Below are 24,240 nucleotides of genomic sequence, written 5' to 3'. Positions count from 1 at the left end.
TCCAAGGAGGGGTCGGTGCTAAGGGCGCGCAGTGCGTAGGCTCCCTACTTATGAGTAGCGCTTCTGACCCGTTGGCCGCCCTGGCCGGGCTGCCGGGTGTCGCCGATTCCGTGGATTCCGTACGCAAGGCCGTGGACCGCGTCTACGGGCACCGGGTCATGCGCCGCCGCAGCGGCGAGATCACCTCGGAGGCCGCACTGCGCGGCGCCCGCGCGAGTGCGGCCCTGTCCGGCGCCGACTGGGCGCTGGAAGAGGTGCGGCGCCGGACCGACTTCGGGGCGGAGGCCGAGGCGCTGACGGTGGGCGCCGCGCTGCGGCTCACGGCGGAGGCCGGTCAGCTGCTGAGCATCTGGCGGCAGTCGCCGCTGCGGGTTCTGGCCCGGCTGCACCTGGTGGCGTCGGGGTCGGCAGCCGAGGGGGACGTGGTCGGCCGGCCCCGCCTGGCGGGCGAGACGGTGGACGAACCGCTGATCGAGCTACCGCTGCCGAGCGCGGAGGAAGTCGCGGGCCGGCTGGACGGCCTGTCCCGCCTGATCATCGCGGGCGGCTCCGCTCCGGCGCTGATCACGGCGGCGGTGGTGCACGGGGAGCTGCTGGCCCTGCGTCCCTTCGCCACCTGCAACGGCCTGGTGGCGCGGGCGGCCGAGCGCATCGTCCTGATCAACAGCGGTCTGGACCCGAAGGCGATCTGCCCGGCGGAGGTCGGTCACGCGGAGCAGGGCCGGGACGCGTACCTGGCGGCCTTCGAGGACTACGTCTCCGGCACCCCGGAGGGGATGGCCGCCTGGATCGCCCACTGCGGTCGGGCGATCGAACTCGGTGTGCGCGAGTCGACGGCGGTCTGCGAGGCGCTGCAGCGCGGGGCGGCCTGAGGCTCCCGGGGTTTTTGCCCCGACATGGGTTGCGGCGACACCGTACTGCTTTGGTGTCGCCGCTGGCACTTACGCCGAGTTACCAAGCGTCCTCGATGGTTGCCCATCAGGTCGGGAACTTTGCCCGTCACCTGGTGCGGCTGGCCCGTAATCGACGGGTCGACGTCGCGTGGGTGCTCGGCGTTCATGCTTCGGTCCGTGGGCCTTACTGCGTTTTAAAGATGATCCTCTCGGATGTTCTTTGGTCTCGCGGGCCGTTGCTTTATTTGTACTCCGCTTGGGAGCCATGCGAAACCCCTGGCTCCAGTTTTTACTTTCCAGGGCGAGTCGGGGCGAACCGGACGGGCCGTATCCCCACAGGTCGGGGACATTCGGTCAAGGTGCTCAGGCGGACGTGGCCGCGGCCAGCGCGCCGGCCCGGCGCCGGCTCGCGTACCAGACCAGCCCGGCGGTGACGGCGGCCGCGCCCACGGCGGCAGCGGCGACGAGCGCGGGCCGCGCCGGCATCGACAGCCCGGGCAGCCGCTGCTTCAGCCGCACGGGACGGTTGAAGACGAGAACCGGCCACTCCCGGGCCAGCGCCTCACGGCGGAGCGCGCGGTCCGGATTGACGGCGTGCGGATGTCCGACCGCCTCCAGCATCGGGATGTCCGTGACCGAGTCGCTGTAGGCGTAGCACCGGGCGAGGTCGTACCCCTCGGACTCGGCGAGCTCGCGGACGGCTTCCGCCTTCGTGGGGCCGTAGGCGTAGTACTCGATCTCGCCGGTGAAGCAGCCGTCCTCGCCCACGACCATGCGCGTGGCGACGACGCGGTCGGCGCCGAGCATCTCGCCGATGGGCTCGACCACCTCCGCGCCGGAGGTCGACACGATCACCACATCGCGGCCCGCGGTGTGATGGGCCTCGATGAGGGACGCGGCCTCGTCGTAGATGATCGGATCGATGAGGTCGTGCAGTGCTTCCGCGACGATCTCCCGGACCTGCTGCACGTTCCACCCCTTGCAGAGGGCGGAGAGGTACTCGCGCATCCGCTCCATCTGATCGTGGTCGGCGCCGCCGGCCAGGAAGATGAACTGGGTGTACGCGGTGCGCAGCACGGCTCGCCGGTTGATCAGGCCGCCCTGGTAGAAGGACTTGCTGAACGTCAAGGTGCTCGACTTCGCAATGACCGTCTTGTCCAGGTCGAAGAAGGCTGCGGTGCGAGGCGAGGAGTGCGGCAAGGGCTGATTTTCCACGCTCCGAGCATATGCGCCCACCATTCGGCGTAAGGTGTGGCGCGTGGGTTTGCCTGAGAAGGCTCTCGGGTACACCATGGAAGTCACGGATCGTTCGCGACCGTGCTAACCCGGTCTGGCTCCTCCCCCCCCGAGTCGGACCGTGGGGACGACCCCCGCTCTCCCCCCCGGCGGGGGTCGTCGCATGTCCGGACGCGGTTCGCGTCCCTGCCTTCGGCCCAAGTGACCACCCTTGCGGCCCTCCTTGTCGTACGGAGCCTTCCCGGCGAAGGCCCCCACCTCTCCAGACTCGTGACGGTGCGTAGTGGTTCCGCCGCGCTCCGGAACTCACCTGTGAGGGTGACCGGGTTATTCACAATCGACTCGGTGTCCACAGTTTTCGAGCTAGATCCACTTCTTTTTCCCGATCGCTGCACGGTGATTCCGGCCGCGAAGTCCGCGGTGCTGGATTTCGCAGGGAGAAGGGGGCGGAGATCGTGGCTCGATCGAAGTCGTGTGAAACACCGGAGGCCGTGGCGGCCGGAGCGGGGACCGCGTCCGCGGCGACGGCCCGGTGCGCCGGCGGGCGTCCGCTGATCATCACCGAGGATCCCCTGCTGCTCGACGATCTGCTGCGGCTGTGCGCCGCCGCGGGCGCCGAGCCGCACGTGCACCACGAGGTGCCGGAGCCGAGCGGCGAGGGTGGTCCCGGCGGGGGCGCCGGCTGGGAGTCCGCGCCGCTCGTCCTGGTCGGGGACGACGCGGCCCGGCGGGTGCGCGGGGCGCCGCGCCGGGACGGCGTGTTCCTCGTCGGCCGGGACCTGGACGACCCCGTGGTGTGGCAGCGGGCGGTGGAGATCGGCGCCGAGGAGGTGCTGAGGCTCCCCGACGCCGAGAACCGCCTCGTCGACCGGATCGCCGACGTCGTGGAAGGAGCCGGGCGGCCCGCCCTCGCCGTCGGGGTGATCGGCGGCAGCGGCGGGGCCGGGGCCTCCACCCTCGCCTGCGCCCTCGCCGTGCGGGCCGCGCGTACGGGCGAGCGGACCATCCTCATCGACGGGGATCCGCTGGGCGGCGGCATGGACGTCCTGCTCGGCGGCGAGGCCGCGGAAGGACTGCGCTGGCCCGACTTCGCGGGCTCGCGCGGACGGGTCGGCGCCGGAGCCCTGGAGGAGTCCCTGCCCGAACTGCACGCGCTGCGCGTGCTCAGCTGGGACCGCGGGGACCGGGTGGTGGTGCCGCCCGCCGCGATGCGGTCGGTGGTCGCCGCCGCGCGGCGCCGGGGCGGGGTCGTGGTGGTCGACCTCCCGCGGAGGGTGGACGAAGCCGTGGCCGAGGTGCTGGCCCAGCTCGACCTGGTGCTGATGGTGGTCCCGGGCGAGCTGCGGGCGGTGGCCGCCGCGGGCCGGGTGGCGGCCGGGGTGCGGATGGTGGCCCGGGACGTGCGCGTCGTCGTACGGGGGCGCTGCCCGGGCGGCCTCGAACCGGAGGCCGTGGCCGAGCTCCTGGGGGCGCCGCTGGCCGGTGAGGTGCCGGTCGAGGTGGGGCTCCCAGGCCGGGTGGCCGAGGGGGAACCGCCGGGGGCGCAGGGGCGGGGTGCACTGGCCCGCTTCTGCGACGGTTTCTGGCAGCGCGCGCTCGGCTCCGCCCAGGGGGTGCCGGCATGAGCGCGGTGCTCCTGGACGCGGTGCGCAGGCGGCTCGCCGAGACGGGGGCGGAACCGACCCCGGCGCGGGTGGCGGCGGCCCTGCGGGCGCAGGGCCGGCTGCTGGGCGACGCGGAAGTGCTCGGAGCAGCCGCCGAGTTGCGGTCCGAGCTGGTCGGTGCGGGCCCGCTGGAGCCGCTGCTCGCCGACCCGGAGGTCACCGATGTGCTGGTGGCGGCCCCCGACCGGGTGTGGGTGGACCGCGGCGGCGGCCTGGAGCTGACCGGGGTGACCTTCGAGGGCCCCGAGGGCGTGCGCAGGCTCGCCCAGCGGCTGGCCGCCGTGGCGGGCCGCCGGCTGGACGACGCCCGGCCCTGGGTGGACGCCCGGATGCCGGACGGCACCCGGCTGCACGCGGTGCTCCCACCGGTCTCCGTGGGATCGGCCTGCCTCTCGCTGCGTGTGGTGCGGCCGCGGGCGTTCACCCTGGAGGAACTGGTCGCGGCGGGCACCCTGCCGCCCGGCGGTCACCGGCTGCTCCGGGAGATGGTCGAGGCCCGGCTGTCGTTCCTCGTCTCGGGCGGGACCGGGACGGGCAAGACCACCCTGCTCAGCGCCCTGCTGGGGCTGGTCGGACCAGGCGAGCGGATCGTGCTGGCCGAGGACTCGGCCGAGCTGCGCCCCGATCATCCGCACGTGGTGCGGCTGGAGACCCGGCCCGCCAACCAGGAGGGCGCGGGCCTGGTCACGCTGGCGGACCTGGTGCGCCAGGCACTGCGGATGCGCCCCGACCGGCTCGTGGTCGGCGAGGTCCGCGGAGCTGAAGTCGCCGATCTCCTGGCCGCTTTGAACACCGGGCACGAGGGAGGCTGCGGCACCGTCCACGCCAACGCTGCCGCGCACGTACCCGCCCGGCTGGAGGCCCTGGGTACGGCCGCCGGGCTCGACCGGGCGGCTCTGCACAGTCAGTTGGCGGCCGCCCTGACCCTGGTGGTCCACCTCGTCCGGGACCGGGAAGGGCGGCGCCGGGTGGCCGAGGTGCACGTGCTGGAGCGGGATGCCGCCGGGCTGGTGGTCACCGTACCGGCGCTGCGCTGGGCCGCACGGGGCTTCGTACGGGAGCGGGGCTGGGAGCGGCTGCGCCCGCTGCTGCGAGGTGGCCGGTGAGCCCCGGGGCGGCGCTGCCCGTGCCGGTGCTCGCCGGGGTGCTGTGCGCCGTGGCGGCGGCCTGGGGGCTGACGGGCGGAGACCGGGTGTCCCGGCGGGCCCGGGTGGTGCTGGCCGGGGGCGGTCCGGTGGCGCCTCGCGGTCCGGGTCATGTGGAGCGGCTGCTGGCCGGCGTACGGGTGCGGTCGGCGCGGTGGCGGGAGTGGGCCGGCCTCGGGGCCGGGCTGCTGGTCGCGGTGCTCGGCGGGTCGCTGATCCCGCTGCTGGCCGGGGCCGCCGCGGTGCCGCTGGTGCGGCGGTGGCTGCGGACGCGGGCGCAGGAGCGGGCCCGGGTGGCCCGGGCCGCCGAGGTGGTGGCGCTGTGCGGTGCGGTGGTGGGGGAACTGCGGGCGGGAGCCCAGCCCGGGCAGGCCCTGACGGCGGCGATACGGCGGACGGCGCCCGGCCCCGGCGGACCCGGGGCGGCGGAGGCAGGGGTGCTGGCCGCCGCGGCGTTCGGCGGGGACGTGCCCGGGGCGCTGCGCCAGGCGGCCCGCGAGCCCGGCGCGGAAGGGCTGGCCGGGATGGCCGCCTGCTGGCGGGTGTCGGTGGACGGCGGCGCGGGCCTGGCCGCCGGGCTGGACCGGCTGGAAGGCGCCCTGCGGGCCGAGCGGGACCGGCAGGAGTCGCTGCGGGCCCAATTGGCGGGGGCGCGCTCCACGGCGGTGGTGCTCGCCCTGCTGCCCCTGGCGGGGCTGTTGATCGGCACCGGGCTGGGTGCGGATCCGCTGCGGGTGCTGCTGCACACCCCGATCGGGTGGGGGTGCCTGGTCGCGGGTGCGCTGCTGGAGGCGCTGGGCCTGGTGTGGTGCCGGCGGATCGTACGGATGGGGGAGCGGTGATGGGCGGCTTCGCGGTCCACAGCCTGGGGATGACGCTGTGGCTGGTGGTGGCGGCGCTGTGCGCGGTGTCGGCGCTGGCGGCCGGGCTGCGGGACCGGCGGGCCCGGCGCAGGATCGGGCTCCTGCTGGGGGTGCGTCCGGCCCGGCGGGAGCCGGTGTGGGGAGCCCGGTTGCGCGGGGCGGTGGCCAGGTGGGCCGGGCCGGGCGGGGCGCTGGTGGCGGGCTGGGTGCTCGTCGGCGGGGTGGCCGGTCTCGCCGTCGGCGCTCTGGCGGCACTCGGGGCGTGGCGCTGGCAGGCCAGACCGCGCCCGCCGGCGGGGGTGGATCCACAGGAGGCGGAACGTCAGCTGCCGTTCGCCGCAGACCTGTTGGCCGCGTGTCTGGCGGCCGGAGCCGGGCCGGTGGAAGCCGCGGAGGTCGTGGGGGAGTCGCTCGGCGGGCCGGTGGGCGAGCGGCTGGCGCGGGCCGGGGCGGAACTGAGGCTCGGCGGTGAGCCGGGCGCCGGGTGGGGGAGGTTGGCGGAGATACCGGGTGCCCGCGCCCTCGCGGAATGCCTGGAGCGGGCCGCCCGCACCGGAGCTCCCGCGGCGGAACCGGTCTCCCGGCTCGCCTCCGCCCTTCGCGAGGAGCGGGCCCGGCGGGCAGGTGCCAGGGCGCAGCGGGCGGCGGTGCTCGTCACGGCCCCGGTCGGGCTGTGTTTCCTCCCCGCATTTCTCGCGATCGGGGTCGCGCCGGTGGTGATCGGAATGGCCTCCAGCCTTCTCTCGAACACCTGACGTCACATTAACCACTCACCACACCAACGGAAATCAACAGGAGGTTGTCATGAGGATCATCTGGTTTCGGGTGCGGACGGCACTGCGCGGTCGCGGAGGCGATGCGGGGATGTCCACTTCGGAATACGCCATGGGCACGATCGCGGCCTGTGCATTCGCCGCGGTCCTGTACAAGGTGGTGACGAGTGAAGTGGTCTCCACGGCCCTTCAGTCGACCATCGGGAAGGCGCTCGATGTGCCGTTCTGAGGACGACTCCGGAGCAGCCCGGAAAACGGCTGACCGGGGATATGTGACGGCTGAAGCCGCCCTGGTTATTCCGGCGCTGGTGCTCTTCGCCGCGCTGCTGGTGTGGGCGTTGATGGCGGCGGCCGCGCAGATCCGGTGCGTGGACGCGGCACGGGCCGGCGCCCGGGCGGCGGCCCGGTCGGAGCCCGCGGAGGTGGCGCTTGCGGCGGCCCGGGCCGCCGCGCCGCCGGGGGCACGGGTGGAGCTGGAGCGGGAGGGCGACCTCTGGCGGGTGCGGGTGGCGGCCCCCGCCCCGGGCCCGCGCGGACTGCAGGTACGGCTCGGGGCGCAGGCGGTGGCCCTGGCCGAGGACAGCGTGGGGCCGCCGCCGTGAGCCGGGACCGGGGTTCGGCGACGGTGTGGGCGGTGCTGGTGGCGACGGTGCTGGGGGCGGTGTTCGGCGGTGTGCTGCTGCTCGGCCAGGCGGTGGCGGCCCGGCACCGGGCGGCGGCCGCCGCGGACCTGGCGGCGCTCGCGGCGGCGGCGTCCTGGGCCCACGGGCCGGAGAGGGCCTGTGGAGCGGCGCTGCGGGTGGCCCGGGCACAGGGCGCGGCCCTGGCCGCCTGCACCCTCCGGGGCGAGGTCGCGGAGGTCACGGCCCGTCCGGCGGCCGGGACCTTCACCCCGGCGGTCCGGGCCCGGGCGGGCCCGCCTCGGGAGGAGATTGCGCCAGGAGGCGGGTGAGGAGCCGGATCGCGCCGCGTTTGTGGAGCGGGTCGTTGCCGTTGCCGCACTTGGGCGACTGGATGCAGGAGGGGCAGCCGGCCTCGCATTCGCAGGCCGCGATGGCGTCGCGGGTCGCCGTCAGCCAGGCGCGGGCCGTGTGGAAGGCCCGCTCCGCGAATCCGGCGCCGCCGGGGTGGCCGTCGTAGACGAAGACCGTGGGGAGGAGGGTGTCGGGATGCAGCGGCACGGAGACGCCGCCGATGTCCCAGCGGTCGCAGGTGGCGAACAGCGGGAGCAGGCCGATGGAGGCGTGTTCGGCGGCGTGCAGGGCGCCGCCGAGGATCTCAGGGTTGATCCGGGCCTCGTCGAGCTGGTCCTCGGTCACCGTCCACCACACGGCCCTGGTGCGCAGGGTGCGGGGCGGCAGGTCCAGCTTGGCCTCGCCCAGCACCTCGCCGGTGATCAGTTTGCGCCGCAGATAGGAGACGACCTGGTTGGTGACCTCGACGGAGCCGTAGCAGAGCCGGGCCGGGCCCCAGGGGACCTCGGTCTCGGTCTCCAGGACGGAGATGGAGGTGATGTCGCGGGCGGTCGTGGAGTAGGGCGGGTTCGCCTCCTCCACGAGGGCCGCCGCGTCCTCCAGGTCCAGGTGCTGCACGAGATAGGTGCGGCCCTGGTGGAGGTGGACGGCCCCCTCATGGACGGCGGTGTGCGCGGCCGACTCGTCGACCGTGCCCAGCAGCCGCCCGGTCGAGGCCTCGACGATCTGCACCGGGCGGCCGCCGCCGCCCCGGATGTCGGTCAAGTCCGAAGCCCGCTCCCGGCGGGTCCAGTGCCAGGCCGTGGCCCGCCGGCGGAGCAGCTTCGCCGCTTCGAGCTGGGGGAGGAGGTCCCTGGTCGCCGGACCGAAGAGGTCCAGGTCCGCGTCGGTCAGCGGGAGCTCCGCCGCGGCCGCGCACAGGTGGGGGGCGAGGACGTACGGGTTGTCCGGGTCCAGCACGGTGGCTTCGACGGGCTGCCGGAACAGCGCCTCGGGGTGGTGGACGAGGTAGGTGTCCAGCGGGTCGTCGCGGGCGATCAGCACGGCCAGGGCGCCCTGGCCCGAGCGCCCGGCGCGGCCCGCCTGCTGCCACAGGGAGGCCCTGGTGCCGGGGTAGCCGGTGATCAGGACGGCGTCCAGGCCCGAGACGTCCACGCCCAGTTCCAGGGCGGTCGTGGCGGCCAGGCCCAGCAGCTCGCCGGAGTGCAGGGCCCGCTCCAGGGCCCGGCGCTCCTCGGGCAGGTAGCCGCCCCGGTAGGCGGCGACCCGCCGGGCCAGCGAGCGGTCCACCGCGGAGAGGCGTTCCTGGGCGATCACCGAGATCAGCTCGGCGCCGCGCCGGGAGCGCACGAAGGCGACCGTACGGACCCCCTGGACGACCAGGTCGGTCAGCAGGTCCGCGGTCTCGGCCGTGGCCGTACGGCGCACGGGCGCGCCCTTCTCGCCCCGCAGCTCGGTGAGGAGCGGCGGCTCCCACAGGGCGAAGACCAGCTCGCCGCGCGGCGAGGCGTCCTCGGTGATCTCGATCACTCGGATTCCGGTCAGCCGGGAGGCCGCCGCCGCGGGATCACTGGCGGTGGCCGAGGCCAGCAGGAACACCGGGTCGGAGCCGTAGCGGGCGCACAGCCGCCGCAGCCGGCGCAGTACCTGCGCCACGTGGGAGCCGAAGACCCCGCGGTAGCTGTGGCACTCGTCGATCACGACGTAGCGCAGGGCCTTCAGGAAGGAGGACCAGCGCGGGTGGGCCGGGAGGATGCCGCGGTGCAGCATGTCGGGGTTGGTGAGGACGTAATTGGCGTACTGGCGCACCCATTCGCGTTCTTCTACCGGCGTGTCGCCGTCGTAGACGGCGGGGCGGACCGCGTTGCCGAGCGGGGCGGCCAGTTCCCGTACGGCGCGCCGCTGGTCGGCCGCCAGAGCCTTGGTGGGGGCCAGGTAGAGGGCGGTGGCACCGCGGCCGTTCGGGGCCTCGGCGCCGTCCGCGAGGGCGGAGAGGACGGGCGCCAGATAGGCCAGGGACTTGCCCGAGGCGGTACCGGTGGCGACCACGACGGAGTCTCCGTCCAGGGCGTGCTCGGCCGCCGCGGCCTGGTGTTCCCACGGATGGTCGATCCCGGCTGCCTGAATCGCGGCTACGACATCCGTTCGGATGCGGTCGGGCCAGACTGCATGACGGCCCTCCCGAGGGGGCAAGTGCTCCGTATGGGTGATGCGCGCAGCCCGGGAAGACCCCCGTGACAGCCGGTCGAGGACCGTGCCGGGGGTGGGTCTGGGGTCCGCGGGTGCCGTGGGCCGACCGGGACGGTGAGTATGGGCCATTGGAACCGAGTGTGTCACTGGCGTGCGGGACAATGGGCCCAAGGCGTCGTGCGCGCCTGCCGGTAAGTGATTGAATGCCATCGCGGCAGCCAATCCCTCGCCTACCTTCGGGTGGGGAGGCCCCTGGGGGGCGCCGCTCGATAGCAAGGTGCTGGAGGATCCGTGGACCTGTCCCTGTCGACTCGCACTGTCGGCGACCGTACGGTCGTAGAGGTCGGTGGCGAGATTGATGTGTATACCGCGCCCAAGCTGCGCGAGCAGTTGGTCGAGTTGGTGAACGACGGCAGCTACCACCTGGTTGTCGATATGGAGCGAGTGGACTTCCTCGACTCCACCGGACTTGGTGTGCTCGTGGGAGGCCTCAAGCGCGTCCGCGCGCACGAGGGTTCGCTGCGTCTGGTGTGCAACCAGGAGCGCATCCTGAAGATCTTCCGCATCACTGGTCTGACCAAGGTGTTCCCGATCCACACCTCCGTGGAAGACGCCGTCAACGCCACCGACTGACGGCTCCCGAAGACAAGGAGCCGAAGGAGAGCGGGGGTACCGGGCCACTGATGGCCCGGGCCCCTGTCAAGGCACGCCCGTAGTCCGAGGGGGACGCGCATGGCCACCGTTGAACTGCGCTTCAGCGCCCAGCCCGAACACGTCCGAACGGCCCGCCTCGTCGCGGCCGCCGTGGCGCGCCGGGCCGGAGTGGAGGAAGCCGTCCTCGACGAGGTCCGCCTCGCCGTGGGCGAGGCCTGCTCGCGCGCCGTCGGACTGCACCGCAGCAACGGGCTGACCGCGCCCGTCCGGGTCGTCCTGACCGAGGAGGAGAAGGTGTTCTCCATCGAGGTCGGCGACGAGGTTCCCGGACCGGCCGGCGGCCCGGCGGATGCCGTGTCCGGCATCGCTGCCGTCCTGGACCCCGACATCGACGGCGAGGACGAGATGGGTCTCGCGGTGATCAGCGGGCTCGTCGACGACGTCGAGGTGACCAGTGGGGAATCGGGCGGGACCATCCGGATGAGCTGGCCCGTCGCGGGAGCCCCCGAGCTGCCGTAGATCCACTGCGCGCGGAATCCTTCGTATCTTCCGATCTTTATCAAAGCCCTGCTGAGCAGGGCTTTTTTCATTTCCCTAGATCAATGACCAGGCGTCAATGCCTTTGCCCCATTACCACTTTCGAGGGTAATGGAGTGACGCGATCTATTGCTGAGGAGCAGGAGCACGCCAATTCCGTTTCCTGCGCACTGTTTTGATCAGGGCGCGCTCCCTACAATCCGTCCACATCTTGAGCTCATCACGTCAAGGAGGACGAATGACGGGGCTCTTCACCCCTATCGCGCCGGATCGCACCTCTGATCTGGCAGCCGCAGTACTCACCGATGACAACCGGCTCATCGTGATCGTCATCGCGGCCGTGGCACTCGCCGCGCTCGTCGTCGCGCAGATCCTGGTCCGCCAGGTCCTCGCCGCCGACGAGGGAACCGACAGCATGAAGAAGATCGCCGCGGCCGTGCAGGAGGGCGCCAACGCCTACCTGGGACGTCAGCTGCGCACCCTCGGCGTCTTCGCCGTCGTGGTGTTCTTCCTGCTCTTCCTGCTTCCCGCCGACACCTGGTCGCAGCGGGCGGGACGCTCCGCCTTCTTCCTCGTGGGCGCCCTCTTCTCGGCGGCCACCGGCTACATCGGCATGCGGCTCGCGGTCCGCGCCAACGTCCGCGTCGCCGCCGCCGCACGCGAGGCCACCCCCGCCGAGGGCGAGCCCGCCAAGGACCTGACCGAGGTCTCCCACAAGGCGATGAAGATCGCCTTCCGTACGGGCGGCGTGGTCGGCATGTTCACCGTCGGCCTCGGCCTGCTCGGCGCCTCGTGCGTCGTCCTCGTCTACGCGGCCGACGCTCCCAAGGTCCTGGAGGGCTTCGGCCTCGGCGCCGCGCTGATTGCGATGTTCATGCGTGTCGGCGGCGGCATCTTCACCAAGGCCGCCGACGTCGGCGCCGACCTGGTCGGCAAGGTCGAGCAGGGCATTCCGGAGGACGACCCGCGCAATGCCGCGACCATCGCCGACAACGTGGGCGACAACGTCGGCGACTGCGCCGGAATGGCCGCCGACCTCTTCGAGTCGTACGCCGTCACCCTGGTGGCCGCGCTCATCCTCGGCAAGGCTGCCTTCGGCGACCTGGGGCTGGCCTTCCCGCTGATCGTCCCCGCGATCGGCGTGATCACCGCGATGATCGGCATCTTCGCGGTCTCCCCGCGCCGCAGCGACCGCAGCGGAATGACCGCCATCAACCGCGGCTTCTTCATCTCCGCAGTGATCTCGCTGGTGCTCGTCGCGATCGCCGTCTACGCGTACCTCCCGGCCACCTACAAGGAGCTCGTCGGCGTCGAGAGCGCCGCGATCACCAGCCACTCCGGAGACCCGCGCGTCCTGGCCGTCGTCGCCGTCGCGATCGGCATCGTGCTGGCGGCCCTGATCCAGCAGCTGACCGGCTACTTCACCGAGACCAACCGCCGTCCCGTCCGGGACATCGGCAAGTCCTCCCTGACCGGAGCGGCCACCGTCGTCCTCGCCGGCATCTCGGTCGGCCTCGAATCAGCGGTCTACACGGCGCTGCTGATCGGCCTCGGCGTCTACGGGGCGTTCCTGCTCGGCGGTACGTCGATCATGCTCGCGCTCTTCGCGGTGGCCCTGGCCGGCACCGGCCTGCTCACCACCGTCGGTGTGATCGTCGCCATGGACACCTTCGGGCCGGTCTCCGACAACGCCCAGGGCATCGCCGAGATGTCCGGCGACGTCGAGGGCGCCGGGGCCCAGGTCCTGACCGACCTGGACGCGGTGGGCAACACCACCAAGGCCATCACCAAGGGCATCGCCATCGCCACGGCCGTGCTCGCGGCGGCCGCGCTGTTCGGCTCGTACAACGACGCGATCGCCACCGCGGTCCGGGAAGTCGGGGCCAAGGCCGGGGAGATGAACCTCAGCCTGGACATCGCACAGCCCAACAACCTGGTCGGGCTGATCCTGGGCGCGGCGGTCGTGTTCCTGTTCTCGGGCCTGGCCATCAACGCGGTGTCCCGCTCCGCGGGCGCCGTGGTCTACGAGGTGCGCCGCCAGTTCCGCGAGCACCCCGGGATCATGGACTACTCCGAGAAGCCCGAGTACGGGCGCGTCGTGGACATCTGCACCAAGGACGCGCTGCGCGAGCTCGCCACGCCCGGCCTGCTCGCCGTCCTCACCCCGATCGCGGTGGGCTTCTCCCTCGGCGTCGGCGCCCTCGGCTCCTTCCTCGCGGGCGCCATCGGCACGGGCACGCTCATGGCGGTCTTCCTCGCCAACTCCGGCGGTGCCTGGGACAACGCGAAGAAGCTCGTCGAGGACGGCCACCACGGCGGCAAGGGCTCCGAGGCCCACGCGGCGGTCGTCATCGGCGACACGGTCGGCGACCCGTTCAAGGACACCGCCGGTCCGGCCATCAACCCGCTGCTCAAGGTCATGAACCTGGTGGCGCTGCTGATCGCCCCGGCGATCGTGCAGTTCAGCTACGGCGCCGACAGCAGTGCGACCGTACGGGCGGTCGTCGCGGTCCTCGCGATCGGCGTCATCATCGGTGCGGTGTACATCTCCAAGCGGCGCGGCATCGCCGTCGGCGAGGAGAACGAGGGCGGAGCCGCCGAGCGGGTGGGCCAGCAGGCCGACCCCGCGACGGTCTCCTGACCCGAGGCACGACAGCGGTAGGGGCAGGGGTACGGGCCGGGCAGGGCCGGCCGTACGACCGTACGCCCGAACGGCGGACAGGCGGCGCGGACTGACGCGCCGTCTGTCCGCCTTTGTGCGGAGCCGGATGGCGGCCGTGTATCTTCCGGGCCGAGAGCCTTCGAAGGGACCAATCCGGTGAACAACAAGCTTGCGGCCGCATTGTCGGGCGGTGCGGTACTGATGCTCGTCCTGTCCGGCTGCGGCGGGGACGACAGCGACAAGAAGGCCGACGCCTGGGCCAAGAAGGTCTGCGACCAGTGGCAGCCCGAACTCAAGAAGGTCGAGGCGGCCAACGCCGAGATCAAGCGCGTGGCGACGGAGAGCAGCAAGCCCGAGGAGGTCCAGAAGACCGACTCGGCGGCGTTTGCGACCATGTCCGAGTCGTACAAGACGATGGGGGCCGCGCTGCAGGGGGCGGGAGTTCCGCCGGTCAAGAACGGCCAGGCGACCCTGGACGCGGCGGTCAAGGGCTTCGAGGACACCTCCAAGGGCTACGCCGACCTGAAGGCCAAGATGGACGCGCTCGACGTCAAGGACCAGACGAAGTTCGCCGAGGGGCTCAAGGAGCTCGCGGGCGGCCTCCAGGAGGCCACGAAGGGCGGCAAGGACGCACTCGCCGAGCTCAACGCGGGCGGTCTGGACAAGGCCATGAACAGCCAGAAGGGCTGCCAGGTGGCGGCACCCTCGCCGTCGCCCAAGTAGCCCGGTGAGCCGGTGAGCTGACGACGGCCCAGGGCGGCCGCGTCCCCGAGGGGGCGCGGCCGCCCTGCCGCGTCCGGCGCCGGCCGGCGGCTCGGTCGTCCAGCCGCCGTCCGGCCCCGTCTTCGGGCTCGTCGCGCCGTCGGCCGCGCGGGCACACGGATTGTCGGCCCCAGCGGCCACAATGGTGGGGTGAGTACCACCAGCCTTCCCTCGCCCGACCACGCCGCCGAACTGCGCGCCGCCCTGCTGGCCGCCGGCTTCACCGCCGACGGGCTGCTCGACCTGCTCGGCGCCCCCGCCTACGCCGCGCTCGCCCGCAGCGAGACGGTCCCCGCCCTGCGCGCCACCCGAAGCCGCGGCAACGGCCTCGCCAGCCTGGTCCGGCTGTTCCTGCTGCAGCAGCCGGAGCCGTACGTGCACGCCGCGGAGGCGCTGCCCGTCGAGGCAGCGCTGGCCGACGGCTGGCTGCGCCGGGAGGGCGACGAGGTGCACGCCACCGTCGACGTGCGCCCGTACGGCGGACCCGACGGCGAGGACTGGTTCATCGTCTCCGACCTCGGCTGCGCCGTCGGCGGGGCCGGCGGGATCGGCAGCCGCGAGGAGGGTGTGGTCCTCGGGGTCGGCGGCGCTTCCACCACGCTGGCCGGGATCACCGTCCGCGTCCCGGTGGGCTCCGCCCTCGACCTCGGCACCGGATCGGGCATCCAGGCGCTGCACGCGGCCCAGCACGCCACCCGGGTCACTGCCACCGACGTCAACCCCCGGGCCCTGGAGTTCACCCGGCTGACGCTGGCGCTGTCCGGCGCCCCGGAGGCCGAGCTGCTCACCGGGTCGCTCTTCGAGCCGGTCGGGGACGCGACGTACGACCTGATCGTGTCCAACCCGCCGTTCGTGATCTCCCCCGGCGCCCGGCTCACCTACCGGGACGGCGGCATGGGCGGTGACGACCTGTGCCGGACCCTGGTCCAGGAGGCCGGCGCGCACCTCAACCCCGGCGGGTACGCGCAGTTCCTCGGAAACTGGCAGCACGTGGAGGGCGAGGACTGGCGCGACCGGGTCCGCGCCTGGGTGCCGCGCGGCTGCGACGCGTGGATCGTGCAGCGCGACGTACAGGACGTGACGCAGTACGCCGAGCTGTGGCTGCGGGACGCGGGCGACCACCGCACCGACCCCGCCGAGTACGCGCGGCGGTACGAGGACTGGCTGGACGAGTTCGAGGCCCGCAAGACGAAGTCCGTCGGCTTCGGGTGGATCACCTTGCGCCGGACGGACGCGGCCGAGCCCTCGATCGTGGTGGAGGAGTGGCCGCACTCGGTGGAGCAGCCGCTCGGCGAGACCGTCCTGGCCCACTTCGCCCGGCAGGACTACCTGCGCGAGCACGATGACGCGGCCCTCCTGGCGGGCTACTTCCAGCTGGCCGGCGAGGTCGTGCAGGAGCAGGTCGGCGCGCCCGGCTCGGAGGATCCGGAGCACGTCGTACTGCGGCAGAACCGCGGAATGCGCCGCGCGACCAAGGTCGACACGGTCGGAGCGGGCTTCGCCGGAGTGTGTGACGGCTCACTGACCGCGGGCCGGATCCTGGACGCGATCGCGCACCTGGTGCGGGAGGATCCGGTCGTCCTGCGGGACCGGACTCCGGAGGCGATCCGGATGCTGGTCGAGCAGGGTTTCCTGGAGCCTGTCACGGGCCCCGCGCAGTAGCCGGAACCGGGATGTAACCCCGGGTTTGCCCGCTGTACCCGAAAGGCTGGAAGGCTCTCGCCCAGCGGGATCCGGGGGGATCCCGTGAGCGGCCCAGGGGTAGGGAGAGCGGCATGGAGAGCGGCCCGGCGATCTTCGCGGGTGCCGTGTTCCTGCTGTTCGGGGCCGCTCTGCTGGCCTGGACGGGGGCGCGCGCCCTGCTCGGCGCGCCGGTGGCCGAGGGCGTGCGCCCCGTCGTGGCCGTACCGCTGGCGCTGCTCGTCGGCGGTGCGTCGCTCGCCCTCGGGGCGTGGTGTCTCGCGAGGCTCTGACGCGGGGGCCCCGGCCGGCCCGATCGGACCGCGAAAGCCGATGTGGGAGCCGGTGTGAAAGCCGGTGTGAAGCCGGTGTGGGAGAGGGCCCGGGGGCGCGGCCAGACGGCCCCCCGGACACTCGGCCCGGTGATCGGCAAGGGCCCGGCGCGGCATCCGGGCGGCAGAACCGGCACTTGTCGGGTTACCGTTCGAGTGGCCGTTGCGGGCTTGTGCCGTTTGACACGGGGGCGGGTTGTACCGTCACACTCCGCAGCGTCGCCGTACTGCGACCGAGTGCCGACCGGAGAGAAGAGCCAAGTTGTCCCCGACTAGCGAGACCGCAAAGGGCGGCCGCCGACTCGTCATCGTCGAGTCCCCTGCCAAGGCGAAGACGATCAAGGGCTACCTCGGCCCGGGATACGTCGTCGAGGCGAGCGTCGGGCACATCCGCGACCTCCCGAACGGCGCGGCCGAGGTTCCCGACAAGTACACCGGCGAGGTCCGTCGCCTCGGCGTGGACGTCGAGCACGACTTCCAGCCGATCTACGTCGTCAACGCGGACAAGAAGGCCCAGGTCAGGAAGCTCAAGGAGCTGCTGGCCGAGTCCGACGAACTCTTCCTCGCCACCGATGAGGACCGCGAGGGCGAAGCCATCGCGTGGCACCTGCAGGAAGTCCTCAAGCCCAAGGTCCCCGTCCACCGGATGGTCTTCCACGAGATCACCAAGGACGCGATCCGCGACGCCGTCGCCAACCCGCGCGAGCTCAACCAGCGCATGGTCGACGCCCAGGAGACCCGCCGCATCCTCGACCGCCTCTACGGCTACGAGGTCTCGCCGGTCCTGTGGAAGAAGGTCATGCCGAGGCTGTCGGCCGGCCGCGTCCAGTCGGTGGCCACCCGCCTCGTCGTCGAGCGGGAGCGCGAGCGCATCGCCTTCCGCTCCGCCGAGTACTGGGACCTGACCGGAACCTTCGCCACCGGGCGCACCGGTGACGCCTCCGACCCCTCGACGCTGGTCGCCCGCCTGAACACGGTGGACGGCAAGCGCGTCGCCCAGGGCCGCGACTTCGGCTCGAACGGGCAGCTCAAGAGCGAGGTGCTGCACCTCGACGAGGCCAATGCGCGGGCCCTCGCCGCCGCGCTGGCGGACACCTCGTTCGCCGTCCGCTCGGTCGAGTCCAAGCCGTACCGCCGCTCCCCGTACGCCCCGTTCCGTACGACGACGCTCCAGCAGGAGGCCTCGCGCAAGCTGGGCTTCGGTGCGAAGGCGACCATGCAGGTGGCGCAGAAGCTGTACGAGAACGGCTTCATCACGTATATGCGTACCGACTCCACCACGCTGTCGGACACCGCGGTGTCGGCGGCCCGGGCGCAGGTCACGCAGCTCTACGGGGCCGACTACCTGCCGGAGAAGCCGCGCGTCTACACGGGCAAGGTCAAGAACGCCCAGGAGGCGCACGAGGCGATTCGTCCTTCGGGTGATCGTTTCCGCACCCCGGCGGAGACCGGCCTCACCGGCGACCAGTTCCGCCTCTACGAGCTGATCTGGAAGCGGACCGTCGCCTCCCAGATGAAGGACGCGGTCGGCAACAGCGTCACCGTGAAGATCGGCGGCCGGGCGGCTGACGGGCGGGACGCCGAGTTCACGGCCTCCGGCAAGACGATCACCTTCCACGGCTTCATGAAGGCCTACGTCGAGGGCGCGGACGACCCGAACGCCGAGCTCGACGACCGCGAGAAGCGCCTGCCGCAGGTCGCGGAGGGCGACGCGCTCGCCGCCGAGGAGATCACGGCGGACGGCCACTCGACCAAGCCGCCGGCCCGCTACACCGAGGCCTCGCTGGTCAAGGAGCTGGAAGAGCGCGAGATCGGCCGCCCGTCGACGTACGCGTCGATCATCGGCACGATCCTCGACCGCGGCTACGTCTTCAAGAAGGGCACGGCGCTCGTGCCGTCCTTCCTGTCGTTCGCCGTGGTGAACCTGCTGGAGACGCACTTCGGCCGGCTGGTCGACTACGACTTCACCGCGAAGATGGAGGACGACCTCGACCGCATCGCGCGGGGCGAGGCCCAGTCCGTGCCGTGGCTGAAGCGGTTCTACTTCGGCTCGGAGGACGCGACCGAGGTCGTGCCCGCCGACGGGGACCACCTCGGGGGCCTGAAGGAGCTGGTCACGGACCTGGGTGCGATCGACGCCCGGGAGATCTCCTCCTTCCCGGTCGGCGAGGGCGTCGTGCTGCGGGTCGGCCGCTACGGGCCGTACGTGGAGCGGGGCGAGAAGGACGCGGAGGGCCACCAGCGGGCCGACGTGCCGGACGACATGGCTCCGGACGAGCTGACGGTCGCGTACGCGGAGGAGCTGTTCGCCAAGCCGAGCGGCGAGTTCGAACTCGGCAAGGACCCGGTCAGCGGGAACGAGATCGTCGCGAAGGACGGCCGCTACGGCCCCTACGTGACGGAGATCCTTCCCGAGGGCACGCCGAAGACGGGCAAGAACGCGGTCAAGCCGCGGACGGCTTCGCTCTTCAAGTCCATGAGCCTGGACACGGTCACGCTCGACGACGCGCTGAAGCTGATGTCGCTGCCGCGCGTGGTCGGCGCGGACGCGGAGGGCGTGGAGATCACGGCCCAGAACGGCCGCTACGGCCCGTACCTGAAGAAGGGCACGGACTCGCGGTCGCTGGAGACCGAGGACCAGCTCTTCTCGATCACGCTGGACGAGGCGCTGGCCATCTACGCGCAGCCCAAGCAGCGGGGCCGGGCCGCGGCCAAGCCCCCGCTGAAGGAGCTGGGCACGGACCCGGTCAGCGAGAAGCCGGTGGTGGTCAAGGACGGCCGCTTCGGGCCGTACGTGACGGACGGCGAGACGAACGCGACGCTGCGGCGGGACGACGACGTCGAGACGATCACGCCGGAGCGCGGCTACGAGCTGCTCGCGGAGAAGCGGGCGAAGGCCCCGGCCAAGAAGACGGCGAAGAAGGCCCCGGCGAAGAAGGCGACGGCGACGAAGACCGCCGCCGCGAAGAAGACGACGGCGGCCAAGACGGCGGCCAAGAAGACGACCGCGAAGAAGACGGTGGCGAAGAAGACCGCGACCAAGAAGGCGGCCACGGCCCCGGCGGACGAGTGACCGTTCCCCTCGGGCGTCGGCGGGGCCGGGTTGCGCGCAGCGCAAACCCGGCCCCGCCGGCGTGTGAGGCGCGGGGTCCGGGGCGGAGCTCCCGACAGGGTGGGGCCGGGGTCACAGCGGACCTTGTCCACAGGCTTCCGCACCGGCCAAGCGCAGCGGATAGGCTGGGCGGATGACGCGAGCCGAGCAGCCAACGGTCGTGACCGCCCCCGCGAACCCCACCTACGACGAAGCCCTAGCCGCGGATTCCCGCGAGCGTGCGGTGCGCGCCCTGCTGCGCACCCCCAGGCTGCGCCGGCTGTGGAGCGCCCAACTCGTGAGCGGCATCGGCGATGCCCTCGCGCTGCTGGCGCTGGTGCTGCTTGCCCTGCAGGCGGCCGTCACCGAAGGAGCCTTCGGCGGCGGCTACCGGGGCGCGGCCCTCGCCGTGGCCGTCGTCTTCGGGATCCGGATCCTCGCCACCCTGTTCTTCGGCGCGGTCCTGCTGGGCCCGCTCTCCGGCCTGCTCGCCCCCGGCGGCAAGCTGGACCGCCGCTGGACGATGATCGGCGCCGACGGGTTCCGGCTCGGGCTCTTCGTCGTCGCGCCGCTGTGGCTCGACTGGATCCCGGCCCACGCACTCACCGCACTGCTGGCCACCGTCTTCGTCGCCGGCGCCGCCGAGCGGCTGTGGACCCTGGCCAAGGAGTCCGCCGCTCCCGCCCTGCTGCCGGTGCCGCCGCCCGAGGGGGCGACCGTACGGCCGCTTCCGGACCACCTGGACGCGCTGCGGCGGCTGTCCCTGCGCACGGCCTTCGCGGCCCTCCCGATCGCCGCGGCCGCGCTGCTCGCCGCCACCCTCGTCGGCAAGGCCCTCGGGCTCGGCATCGACTGGTTCGCCGCGAACCAGGCCGCGCTCGGTTCGTACGTGGCCTCCGGCCTCTTCGCGGCGTCCGTCTCGCTGCTGCTGCCGCTGGTGCTGCCCGGGGCGAAGACCCCGCGGCCGCGTTCGCCGCTGGAGGGGCTGCGCGCCCCCAAGGCGGGCGACCGGCCCGACAAGGGCCGTACCGGCGCGATCCCGCTGCTGGTCCTGGCCTGCGCGGCGGTCGCCGGAGCGGTGTCCTGCGCCGTGTCCGTGGCCGTACTGCACGCCTTCGACCTCGGCGGGGGCCCGGCCGCCTTCGCGCTGTGCGTCCTCGCGCTGGTCGGCGGCACCGCCGCCGGCATCCGGGCCACCCAGGCCGGCAAGGTGCTGCCCGGCCTGTCCCGGCGCCGGCTGCTGGCCCTCGCCATAGCGGTGGCGGGGCTCGCGCTGCTGCTGACCGGGCTGGTCCCGGACACGGCGACCGTGCTGTTCCTGTCGCTGCTCGCCGGCGCCGCCGCGGGTGTCGCCGCCAACACCGGCCACACGCTGCTGGACCAGGAGACCGAGGAGTTCCGCCGGGCCCGGGTCACCGAGCACCTGCACGCGGTCGTACGGGTGGCCGTGGCGCTCGGGGCCGTCGTCGCCCCGGTGCTCGCCGCGCTGATCGGGCCGCACCGGCTGGGCGGGGGCGATGTCGTCTTCGCACACGGCGGCGCCGCCTTCACCCTGATGCTGGTCGGCGCCCTGCTGCTGCCCGTCGCGGCCGTGGTCCTGGCCAAGGCCGACGACCGCAGCGGCGTACCCCTGCGGCGGGACCTGCGCGAGGCGCTGCGCGGCGGGGAGCCGGTGCAGGCGCCGTCCGGCACCGGGTTCTTCATCGCCCTGGAGGGCGGCGACGGCGCCGGCAAGTCCACCCAGGTGGAAGCGCTCGCCGACTGGATACGGGGCAAGGGGCACGAGGTCGTCGTGACCCGCGAGCCGGGGGCCACCCCGGTCGGCAAGCGGCTCCGTTCGATCCTGCTCGACATCTCCTCGGCCGGACTGTCGAACCGCGCCGAGGCCCTGCTGTACGCCGCCGACCGGGCGGAGCACGTGGACACGGTGGTGCGCCCGGCCCTGGAGCGCGGCGCGGTGGTCATCTCGGACCGCTACATCGACTCCTCCGTGGCCTACCAGGGCGCCGGCCGCGACCTCTCCCCGACCGAGATCGCCCGGATCTCGCGCTGGGCCACCGACGGGCTCGTCCCGAACCTGACCGTGCTGCTCGACGTGTCGCCGGAGGCGGCGCGCGAGCGGTTCACGGAGGCTCCGGACCGGCTGGAGTCGGAGCCGGCCGAGTTCCACCAGCGGGTGCGGTCCGGGTTCCTGACCCTGGCCGCGTCCGACCCGGGGCGCTACCTGGTGGTCGACGCGGGCCAGGACCCGGATTCGGTGACCACCGTCGTACGGCACCGGCTGGACCGGATGCTTCCGCTCTCCGAGGCCGAGGTGGCCGCCCAGGCGGAGGCCCGGCGGCTCGCCGAGGAGGAGGCCCGGCGCAAGGCGGAGGAAGAGGCCGCGCGCAAGGCGGAGGAAGCCCGGCTGAAGGCCGAGGAGGAGGCCCGCCTCGCACGTGAGGCCGAGGCCGCCCGGATCAAGGCCGAGGCGGAGGCCGCGCGCAAGGCGGAGGAGGAGCGGATCCGCGCCGAGGAAGAGGCACGGGCCCGGGCCGAGGCGGAGCGGCTGCGCGCGGAGGCCGAGGAGAAGGCGCGGGCGGCCGAGGAGGAGCGGCTGCGCCGGCAGGCGGAGGAGGAGGCCCGGCTGCGGGCCGAGGCCGAGGAGCGACGGCTGGAGAAGCAGCGGCGGGCCGAGGAGGCCCTGCTGAAGGCCGAGGAAGCGCGCCGGCTGGCGGCGGCTGCGGCTGCCGAGGCGGCGGCCCAGGCGTCCGCTGCCGCGGCGGCTTCGGCGGCGGCGTCGGCACCGGCTGCGGCCGCTCAGGCTGCGCCTGCGCCTGCGCCTGCTCCTGCTCCTGGCCCGGCCCCGGAAGCGGATGGTCCGCACCCGGACGACGCGGTGACGCTCGAGACCCCGGCGCTCAGGCGGGTCGTCCAGCCCGACGACATCACGCAGACCGTTCCCGTTCCGAAGGTCGACACGACGAAGCCGCCGGTGCGGCCGACCCACGAGACGGCGGTACTGCCTCCGGTGCGGCCCGCCGACGAGACGGCCGTGCTGCCCCCCGTACGCCCGCAGGCCTCGCGGCCCACGGCCCGGCGCCCCGAGGAGAACCCGGCCGACCGGGTGCCGCCGGGTATCTTCCGGGACTCCGGCGAACCCGGCGCCTCCGGCGCGGACCGGACGCGTGAACTCCCGGTCCTCGGCGAGGACGGCCGCCCGCGCCGGCCGCGGTCGGACTGGGCCGAGGAGACCCCGCTGGACGACCTGCCGACGCTGGCGGACGAACTGCTGGGCCGCCGCCGGGACGACGACTACGGCGACGACGAGCGGGGCCCGCGCCGGCAGCGCTGACCTGGGCCGGACCGGATTGTCAGTGCCGCGCGCCACAATGGGTGCACGCAGAGTGAAGTGAAAGGTGGTGGGCGGGATGCCCGTATGGGACGACCTGGTGGGACAGGAGCGGGTCCAGAAGCAGCTCGCCGCCGCCGCCCGCGACGCCGACGCCCTGGTCACGGCGATCACGGACGGGACCGCGCCGCCCGCCGCGTCCAAGATGACCCACGCCTGGCTGTTCACCGGGCCGCCCGGCTCGGGGCGGTCCACCGCCGCCCGTGCCTTCGCGGCCGCCCTGCAGTGCACCAGCCCCGACCGCGCCCTGGGCGGCGAGCCGGGCTGCGGGTTCTGCGACGGCTGCCACACCACCGTGATCGGAACGCACGCCGATGTGGAGATCGTCCGCACCGATCTGCTGTCGATCGGTGTGAAGGAGACCCGCGACCTCGTGCGCCGCGCACAGCTCTCCCCGGCCGTGGGCCGCTGGCAGGTCATCGTCCTGGAGGACGCCGACCGGCTCACCGAGGGCGCGGGCAACGTGCTCCTCAAGGCCGTGGAGGAGCCCGCTCCGCGGACGGTGTGGCTGCTGTGCGCGCCCTCCCTGGAGGACGTGCTGCCCACGATCCGCTCCCGCTGCAGGCACCTGACCCTGCGCACCCCGCCGGTCGACGCCGTGGCCGAGGTGCTCGTCCGGCGTGACGGCATCGAGCCCGCCGTCGCCGCGGCCGCCGCCCGCGCGACGCAGGGGCACATCGGCCGGGCGCGCAGGCTGGCGACCGACGAGGCTGCCCGCTCCCGCCGGGCCACCGTGCTGAAGCTCCCGCTCCGCGTGGACGACGTGGGAGGCTGCCTCAAGGCCGCACAGGAGCTCGTCGACGCCGCCTCCGAGGACGCCAAGCAGGTCGCGGAGGAGGTCGACACCAAGGAGACCGAGGAGCTGAGGGCCGCGCTCGGCGCCCAGGCGGGCGCCGGCAGCCGGATGCCGCGCGGCACGGCGGGCGTGATGAAGGAGCTGGAGGACCGGCAGAAGCGCCGCCGCACCCGCACCCAGCGCGACACCCTGGACCTGGCGCTGACCGACCTCACCGGCTTCTACCGGGATGTGCTGGCCCTGCAGCTCGGCTCCTCGGTGGCCATCGCCAACGAGGAGATACGGCCGGACCTCGACCGGATCGCCCGCGCCTCGGGTCCCGAGCGGACCCTGCGCCGGATCGAGGCGATCATCGCCTGCCGGGAGGCCCTGGACCGCAATGTGGCCCCCTTGCTCGCGGTCGAGGCGATGACGATGTCCCTGCGCGCGGGCTGACCGGCCCCCGCGTCCATGCCCGGTTGACCGGCTCACCCGTACGGGCGGACCGGCCGCCCCGGCACGGACGGCTCCCGTCCGTGCCGGGCCCCGTGCCCCGCCCGGCACGAGCCGCGGAAGGGGCTCCGCCGTCCGGCGCGGGGCCGCTGCCTGGGCCCGGTC

General features: G+C 73.4%; 19 protein-coding genes. 17 read left to right on the top strand and 2 right to left on the bottom strand.

Annotated elements, in window-relative coordinates; all coding sequences use genetic code 11:
• Positions 1-50 precede the first annotated feature (50 nt).
• The gene (locus ACIPUC_RS18250) at positions 51-872 is read left to right on the top strand and encodes an oxidoreductase (protein ID WP_446590549.1); all 822 of its coding nucleotides are present in this window, start codon (positions 51-53) and stop codon (positions 870-872) included.
• A 384-nt stretch (positions 873-1,256) separates the two neighbouring features.
• On the opposite strand, the gene ACIPUC_RS18245 is transcribed toward ACIPUC_RS18250, so the two are convergent.
• Positions 1,257-2,132 carry an HAD family hydrolase gene (locus tag ACIPUC_RS18245; RefSeq protein WP_446590548.1) on the bottom strand — a complete coding sequence of 292 codons (876 nt, stop codon included), beginning with the start codon at positions 2,130-2,132 and terminating at the stop codon, positions 1,257-1,259.
• A gap of 488 nt (positions 2,133-2,620) precedes the next feature.
• On the opposite strand from ACIPUC_RS18245, the gene ssd reads away from it, so the two are divergent.
• The 7 genes from ssd to ACIPUC_RS18210 are packed head-to-tail and all read left to right on the top strand — an operon-like array spanning position 2,621 to position 7,526.
• Positions 2,621-3,754 (top strand): septum site-determining protein Ssd, encoded by a 1,134-nt coding sequence (gene ssd / locus ACIPUC_RS18240; protein ID WP_446591150.1) that lies wholly within the window; start codon positions 2,621-2,623, stop codon positions 3,752-3,754.
• Positions 3,751-4,899 carry a TadA family conjugal transfer-associated ATPase gene (locus ACIPUC_RS18235; protein WP_446590547.1) on the top strand — a complete coding sequence of 383 codons (1,149 nt, stop codon included), beginning with the start codon at positions 3,751-3,753 and terminating at the stop codon, positions 4,897-4,899. The genes ssd and ACIPUC_RS18235 overlap by 4 nt, the downstream gene beginning before the upstream one ends.
• Positions 4,896-5,780 carry a type II secretion system F family protein gene (locus tag ACIPUC_RS18230; RefSeq protein ID WP_446590545.1) on the top strand — a complete coding sequence of 295 codons (885 nt, stop codon included), beginning with the start codon at positions 4,896-4,898 and terminating at the stop codon, positions 5,778-5,780. Before ACIPUC_RS18235 ends, ACIPUC_RS18230 begins: the two co-directional genes overlap by 4 nt.
• Positions 5,780-6,556, top strand: a complete 777-nt coding sequence (locus ACIPUC_RS18225; protein ID WP_446590543.1) for a type II secretion system F family protein — start codon at positions 5,780-5,782, stop codon at positions 6,554-6,556. Before ACIPUC_RS18230 ends, ACIPUC_RS18225 begins: the two co-directional genes overlap by 1 nt.
• 49 nt (positions 6,557-6,605) lie before the next feature.
• Positions 6,606-6,803 (top strand): DUF4244 domain-containing protein, encoded by a 198-nt coding sequence (locus tag ACIPUC_RS18220; RefSeq protein ID WP_257555616.1) that lies wholly within the window; start codon positions 6,606-6,608, stop codon positions 6,801-6,803.
• Positions 6,790-7,176 carry a TadE family type IV pilus minor pilin gene (locus ACIPUC_RS18215; RefSeq protein ID WP_446590541.1) on the top strand — a complete coding sequence of 129 codons (387 nt, stop codon included), beginning with the start codon at positions 6,790-6,792 and terminating at the stop codon, positions 7,174-7,176. Before ACIPUC_RS18220 ends, ACIPUC_RS18215 begins: the two co-directional genes overlap by 14 nt.
• The gene (locus ACIPUC_RS18210) at positions 7,173-7,526 is read left to right on the top strand and encodes an Rv3654c family TadE-like protein (RefSeq protein WP_446590540.1); all 354 of its coding nucleotides are present in this window, start codon (positions 7,173-7,175) and stop codon (positions 7,524-7,526) included. Before ACIPUC_RS18215 ends, ACIPUC_RS18210 begins: the two co-directional genes overlap by 4 nt.
• Here the strand turns inward: ACIPUC_RS18210 and ACIPUC_RS18205 are convergent.
• On the bottom strand, positions 7,462-9,948 hold the full coding sequence (locus tag ACIPUC_RS18205) for a DEAD/DEAH box helicase (RefSeq protein WP_446590539.1): 2,487 nt from the start codon (positions 9,946-9,948) through the stop codon (positions 7,462-7,464). The genes ACIPUC_RS18210 and ACIPUC_RS18205 overlap by 65 nt on opposite strands.
• Before the next feature lie 81 nt (positions 9,949-10,029).
• Here ACIPUC_RS18205 and bldG point away from each other — a divergent pair, with 81 nt between their 5' ends.
• From bldG to ACIPUC_RS18160, 9 genes are all read left to right on the top strand, one after another.
• Positions 10,030-10,371 (top strand): anti-sigma factor antagonist BldG, encoded by a 342-nt coding sequence (gene bldG, locus ACIPUC_RS18200; RefSeq protein WP_069920854.1) that lies wholly within the window; start codon positions 10,030-10,032, stop codon positions 10,369-10,371.
• A gap of 99 nt (positions 10,372-10,470) precedes the next feature.
• A complete protein-coding gene (locus ACIPUC_RS18195; RefSeq protein ID WP_446590538.1) occupies positions 10,471-10,911 on the top strand; it encodes an ATP-binding protein in 441 nt (146 codons plus the stop codon).
• Positions 10,912-11,167: 256 nt separating this feature from the next.
• The gene (locus ACIPUC_RS18190) at positions 11,168-13,570 is read left to right on the top strand and encodes a sodium-translocating pyrophosphatase (protein ID WP_446590536.1); all 2,403 of its coding nucleotides are present in this window, start codon (positions 11,168-11,170) and stop codon (positions 13,568-13,570) included.
• Positions 13,571-13,747: 177 nt separating this feature from the next.
• Complete coding sequence (locus tag ACIPUC_RS18185) at positions 13,748-14,314, top strand: small secreted protein (RefSeq protein WP_446590535.1); 567 nt, start codon at positions 13,748-13,750, stop codon at positions 14,312-14,314.
• 189 nt (positions 14,315-14,503) lie between these two features.
• Positions 14,504-16,015 carry a DUF7059 domain-containing protein gene (locus ACIPUC_RS18180; protein ID WP_446590534.1) on the top strand — a complete coding sequence of 504 codons (1,512 nt, stop codon included), beginning with the start codon at positions 14,504-14,506 and terminating at the stop codon, positions 16,013-16,015.
• 113 nt (positions 16,016-16,128) lie between these two features.
• A complete protein-coding gene (locus ACIPUC_RS18175; protein ID WP_446590533.1) occupies positions 16,129-16,326 on the top strand; it encodes a hypothetical protein in 198 nt (65 codons plus the stop codon).
• A 301-nt stretch (positions 16,327-16,627) separates the two neighbouring features.
• Positions 16,628-19,438, top strand: coding sequence for a type I DNA topoisomerase (gene topA, locus ACIPUC_RS18170; protein ID WP_446590532.1), 2,811 nt, complete (start codon positions 16,628-16,630; stop codon positions 19,436-19,438).
• 172 nt (positions 19,439-19,610) lie between these two features.
• The gene (gene tmk, locus ACIPUC_RS18165) at positions 19,611-22,790 is read left to right on the top strand and encodes a dTMP kinase (protein WP_446590530.1); all 3,180 of its coding nucleotides are present in this window, start codon (positions 19,611-19,613) and stop codon (positions 22,788-22,790) included.
• Positions 22,791-22,866: 76 nt separating this feature from the next.
• Complete coding sequence (locus ACIPUC_RS18160; protein ID WP_446590529.1) at positions 22,867-24,078, top strand: DNA polymerase III subunit delta'; 1,212 nt, start codon at positions 22,867-22,869, stop codon at positions 24,076-24,078.
• Positions 24,079-24,240: the final 162 nt, after the last annotated feature.

Source organism: Streptomyces sp. LARHCF249 (assembly GCF_052871255.1).
The sequence above is the reverse complement of the archived record's forward strand: the minus strand, read 5'-3'. Positions and strand labels throughout refer to the sequence as shown.

What these genes read in the sequence shown, in the direction of transcription:
- ACIPUC_RS18235 (WP_446590547.1), top strand. Translation starts at nt 3,751, where the DNA reads ATGAGCGCGGTGCTCCTGGACGCGGTGCGCAGGCGGCTCGCCGAGACG.
- ACIPUC_RS18250 (WP_446590549.1), top strand. Translation starts at nt 51, where the DNA reads ATGAGTAGCGCTTCTGACCCGTTGGCCGCCCTGGCCGGGCTGCCGGGT.
- ACIPUC_RS18175 (WP_446590533.1), top strand. Translation starts at nt 16,129, where the DNA reads ATGGAGAGCGGCCCGGCGATCTTCGCGGGTGCCGTGTTCCTGCTGTTC.
- ACIPUC_RS18205 (WP_446590539.1), bottom strand. Translation starts at nt 9,948, where the DNA reads ATGGCATTCAATCACTTACCGGCAGGCGCGCACGACGCCTTGGGCCCA.
- tmk (WP_446590530.1), top strand. Translation starts at nt 19,611, where the DNA reads ATGACGCGAGCCGAGCAGCCAACGGTCGTGACCGCCCCCGCGAACCCC.
- ACIPUC_RS18225 (WP_446590543.1), top strand. Translation starts at nt 5,780, where the DNA reads ATGGGCGGCTTCGCGGTCCACAGCCTGGGGATGACGCTGTGGCTGGTG.
- ACIPUC_RS18215 (WP_446590541.1), top strand. Translation starts at nt 6,790, where the DNA reads ATGTGCCGTTCTGAGGACGACTCCGGAGCAGCCCGGAAAACGGCTGAC.
- ACIPUC_RS18245 (WP_446590548.1), bottom strand. Translation starts at nt 2,132, where the DNA reads ATGGTGGGCGCATATGCTCGGAGCGTGGAAAATCAGCCCTTGCCGCAC.
- ACIPUC_RS18190 (WP_446590536.1), top strand. Translation starts at nt 11,168, where the DNA reads ATGACGGGGCTCTTCACCCCTATCGCGCCGGATCGCACCTCTGATCTG.
- ACIPUC_RS18160 (WP_446590529.1), top strand. Translation starts at nt 22,867, where the DNA reads ATGCCCGTATGGGACGACCTGGTGGGACAGGAGCGGGTCCAGAAGCAG.
- ACIPUC_RS18220 (WP_257555616.1), top strand. Translation starts at nt 6,606, where the DNA reads ATGAGGATCATCTGGTTTCGGGTGCGGACGGCACTGCGCGGTCGCGGA.
- ACIPUC_RS18195 (WP_446590538.1), top strand. Translation starts at nt 10,471, where the DNA reads ATGGCCACCGTTGAACTGCGCTTCAGCGCCCAGCCCGAACACGTCCGA.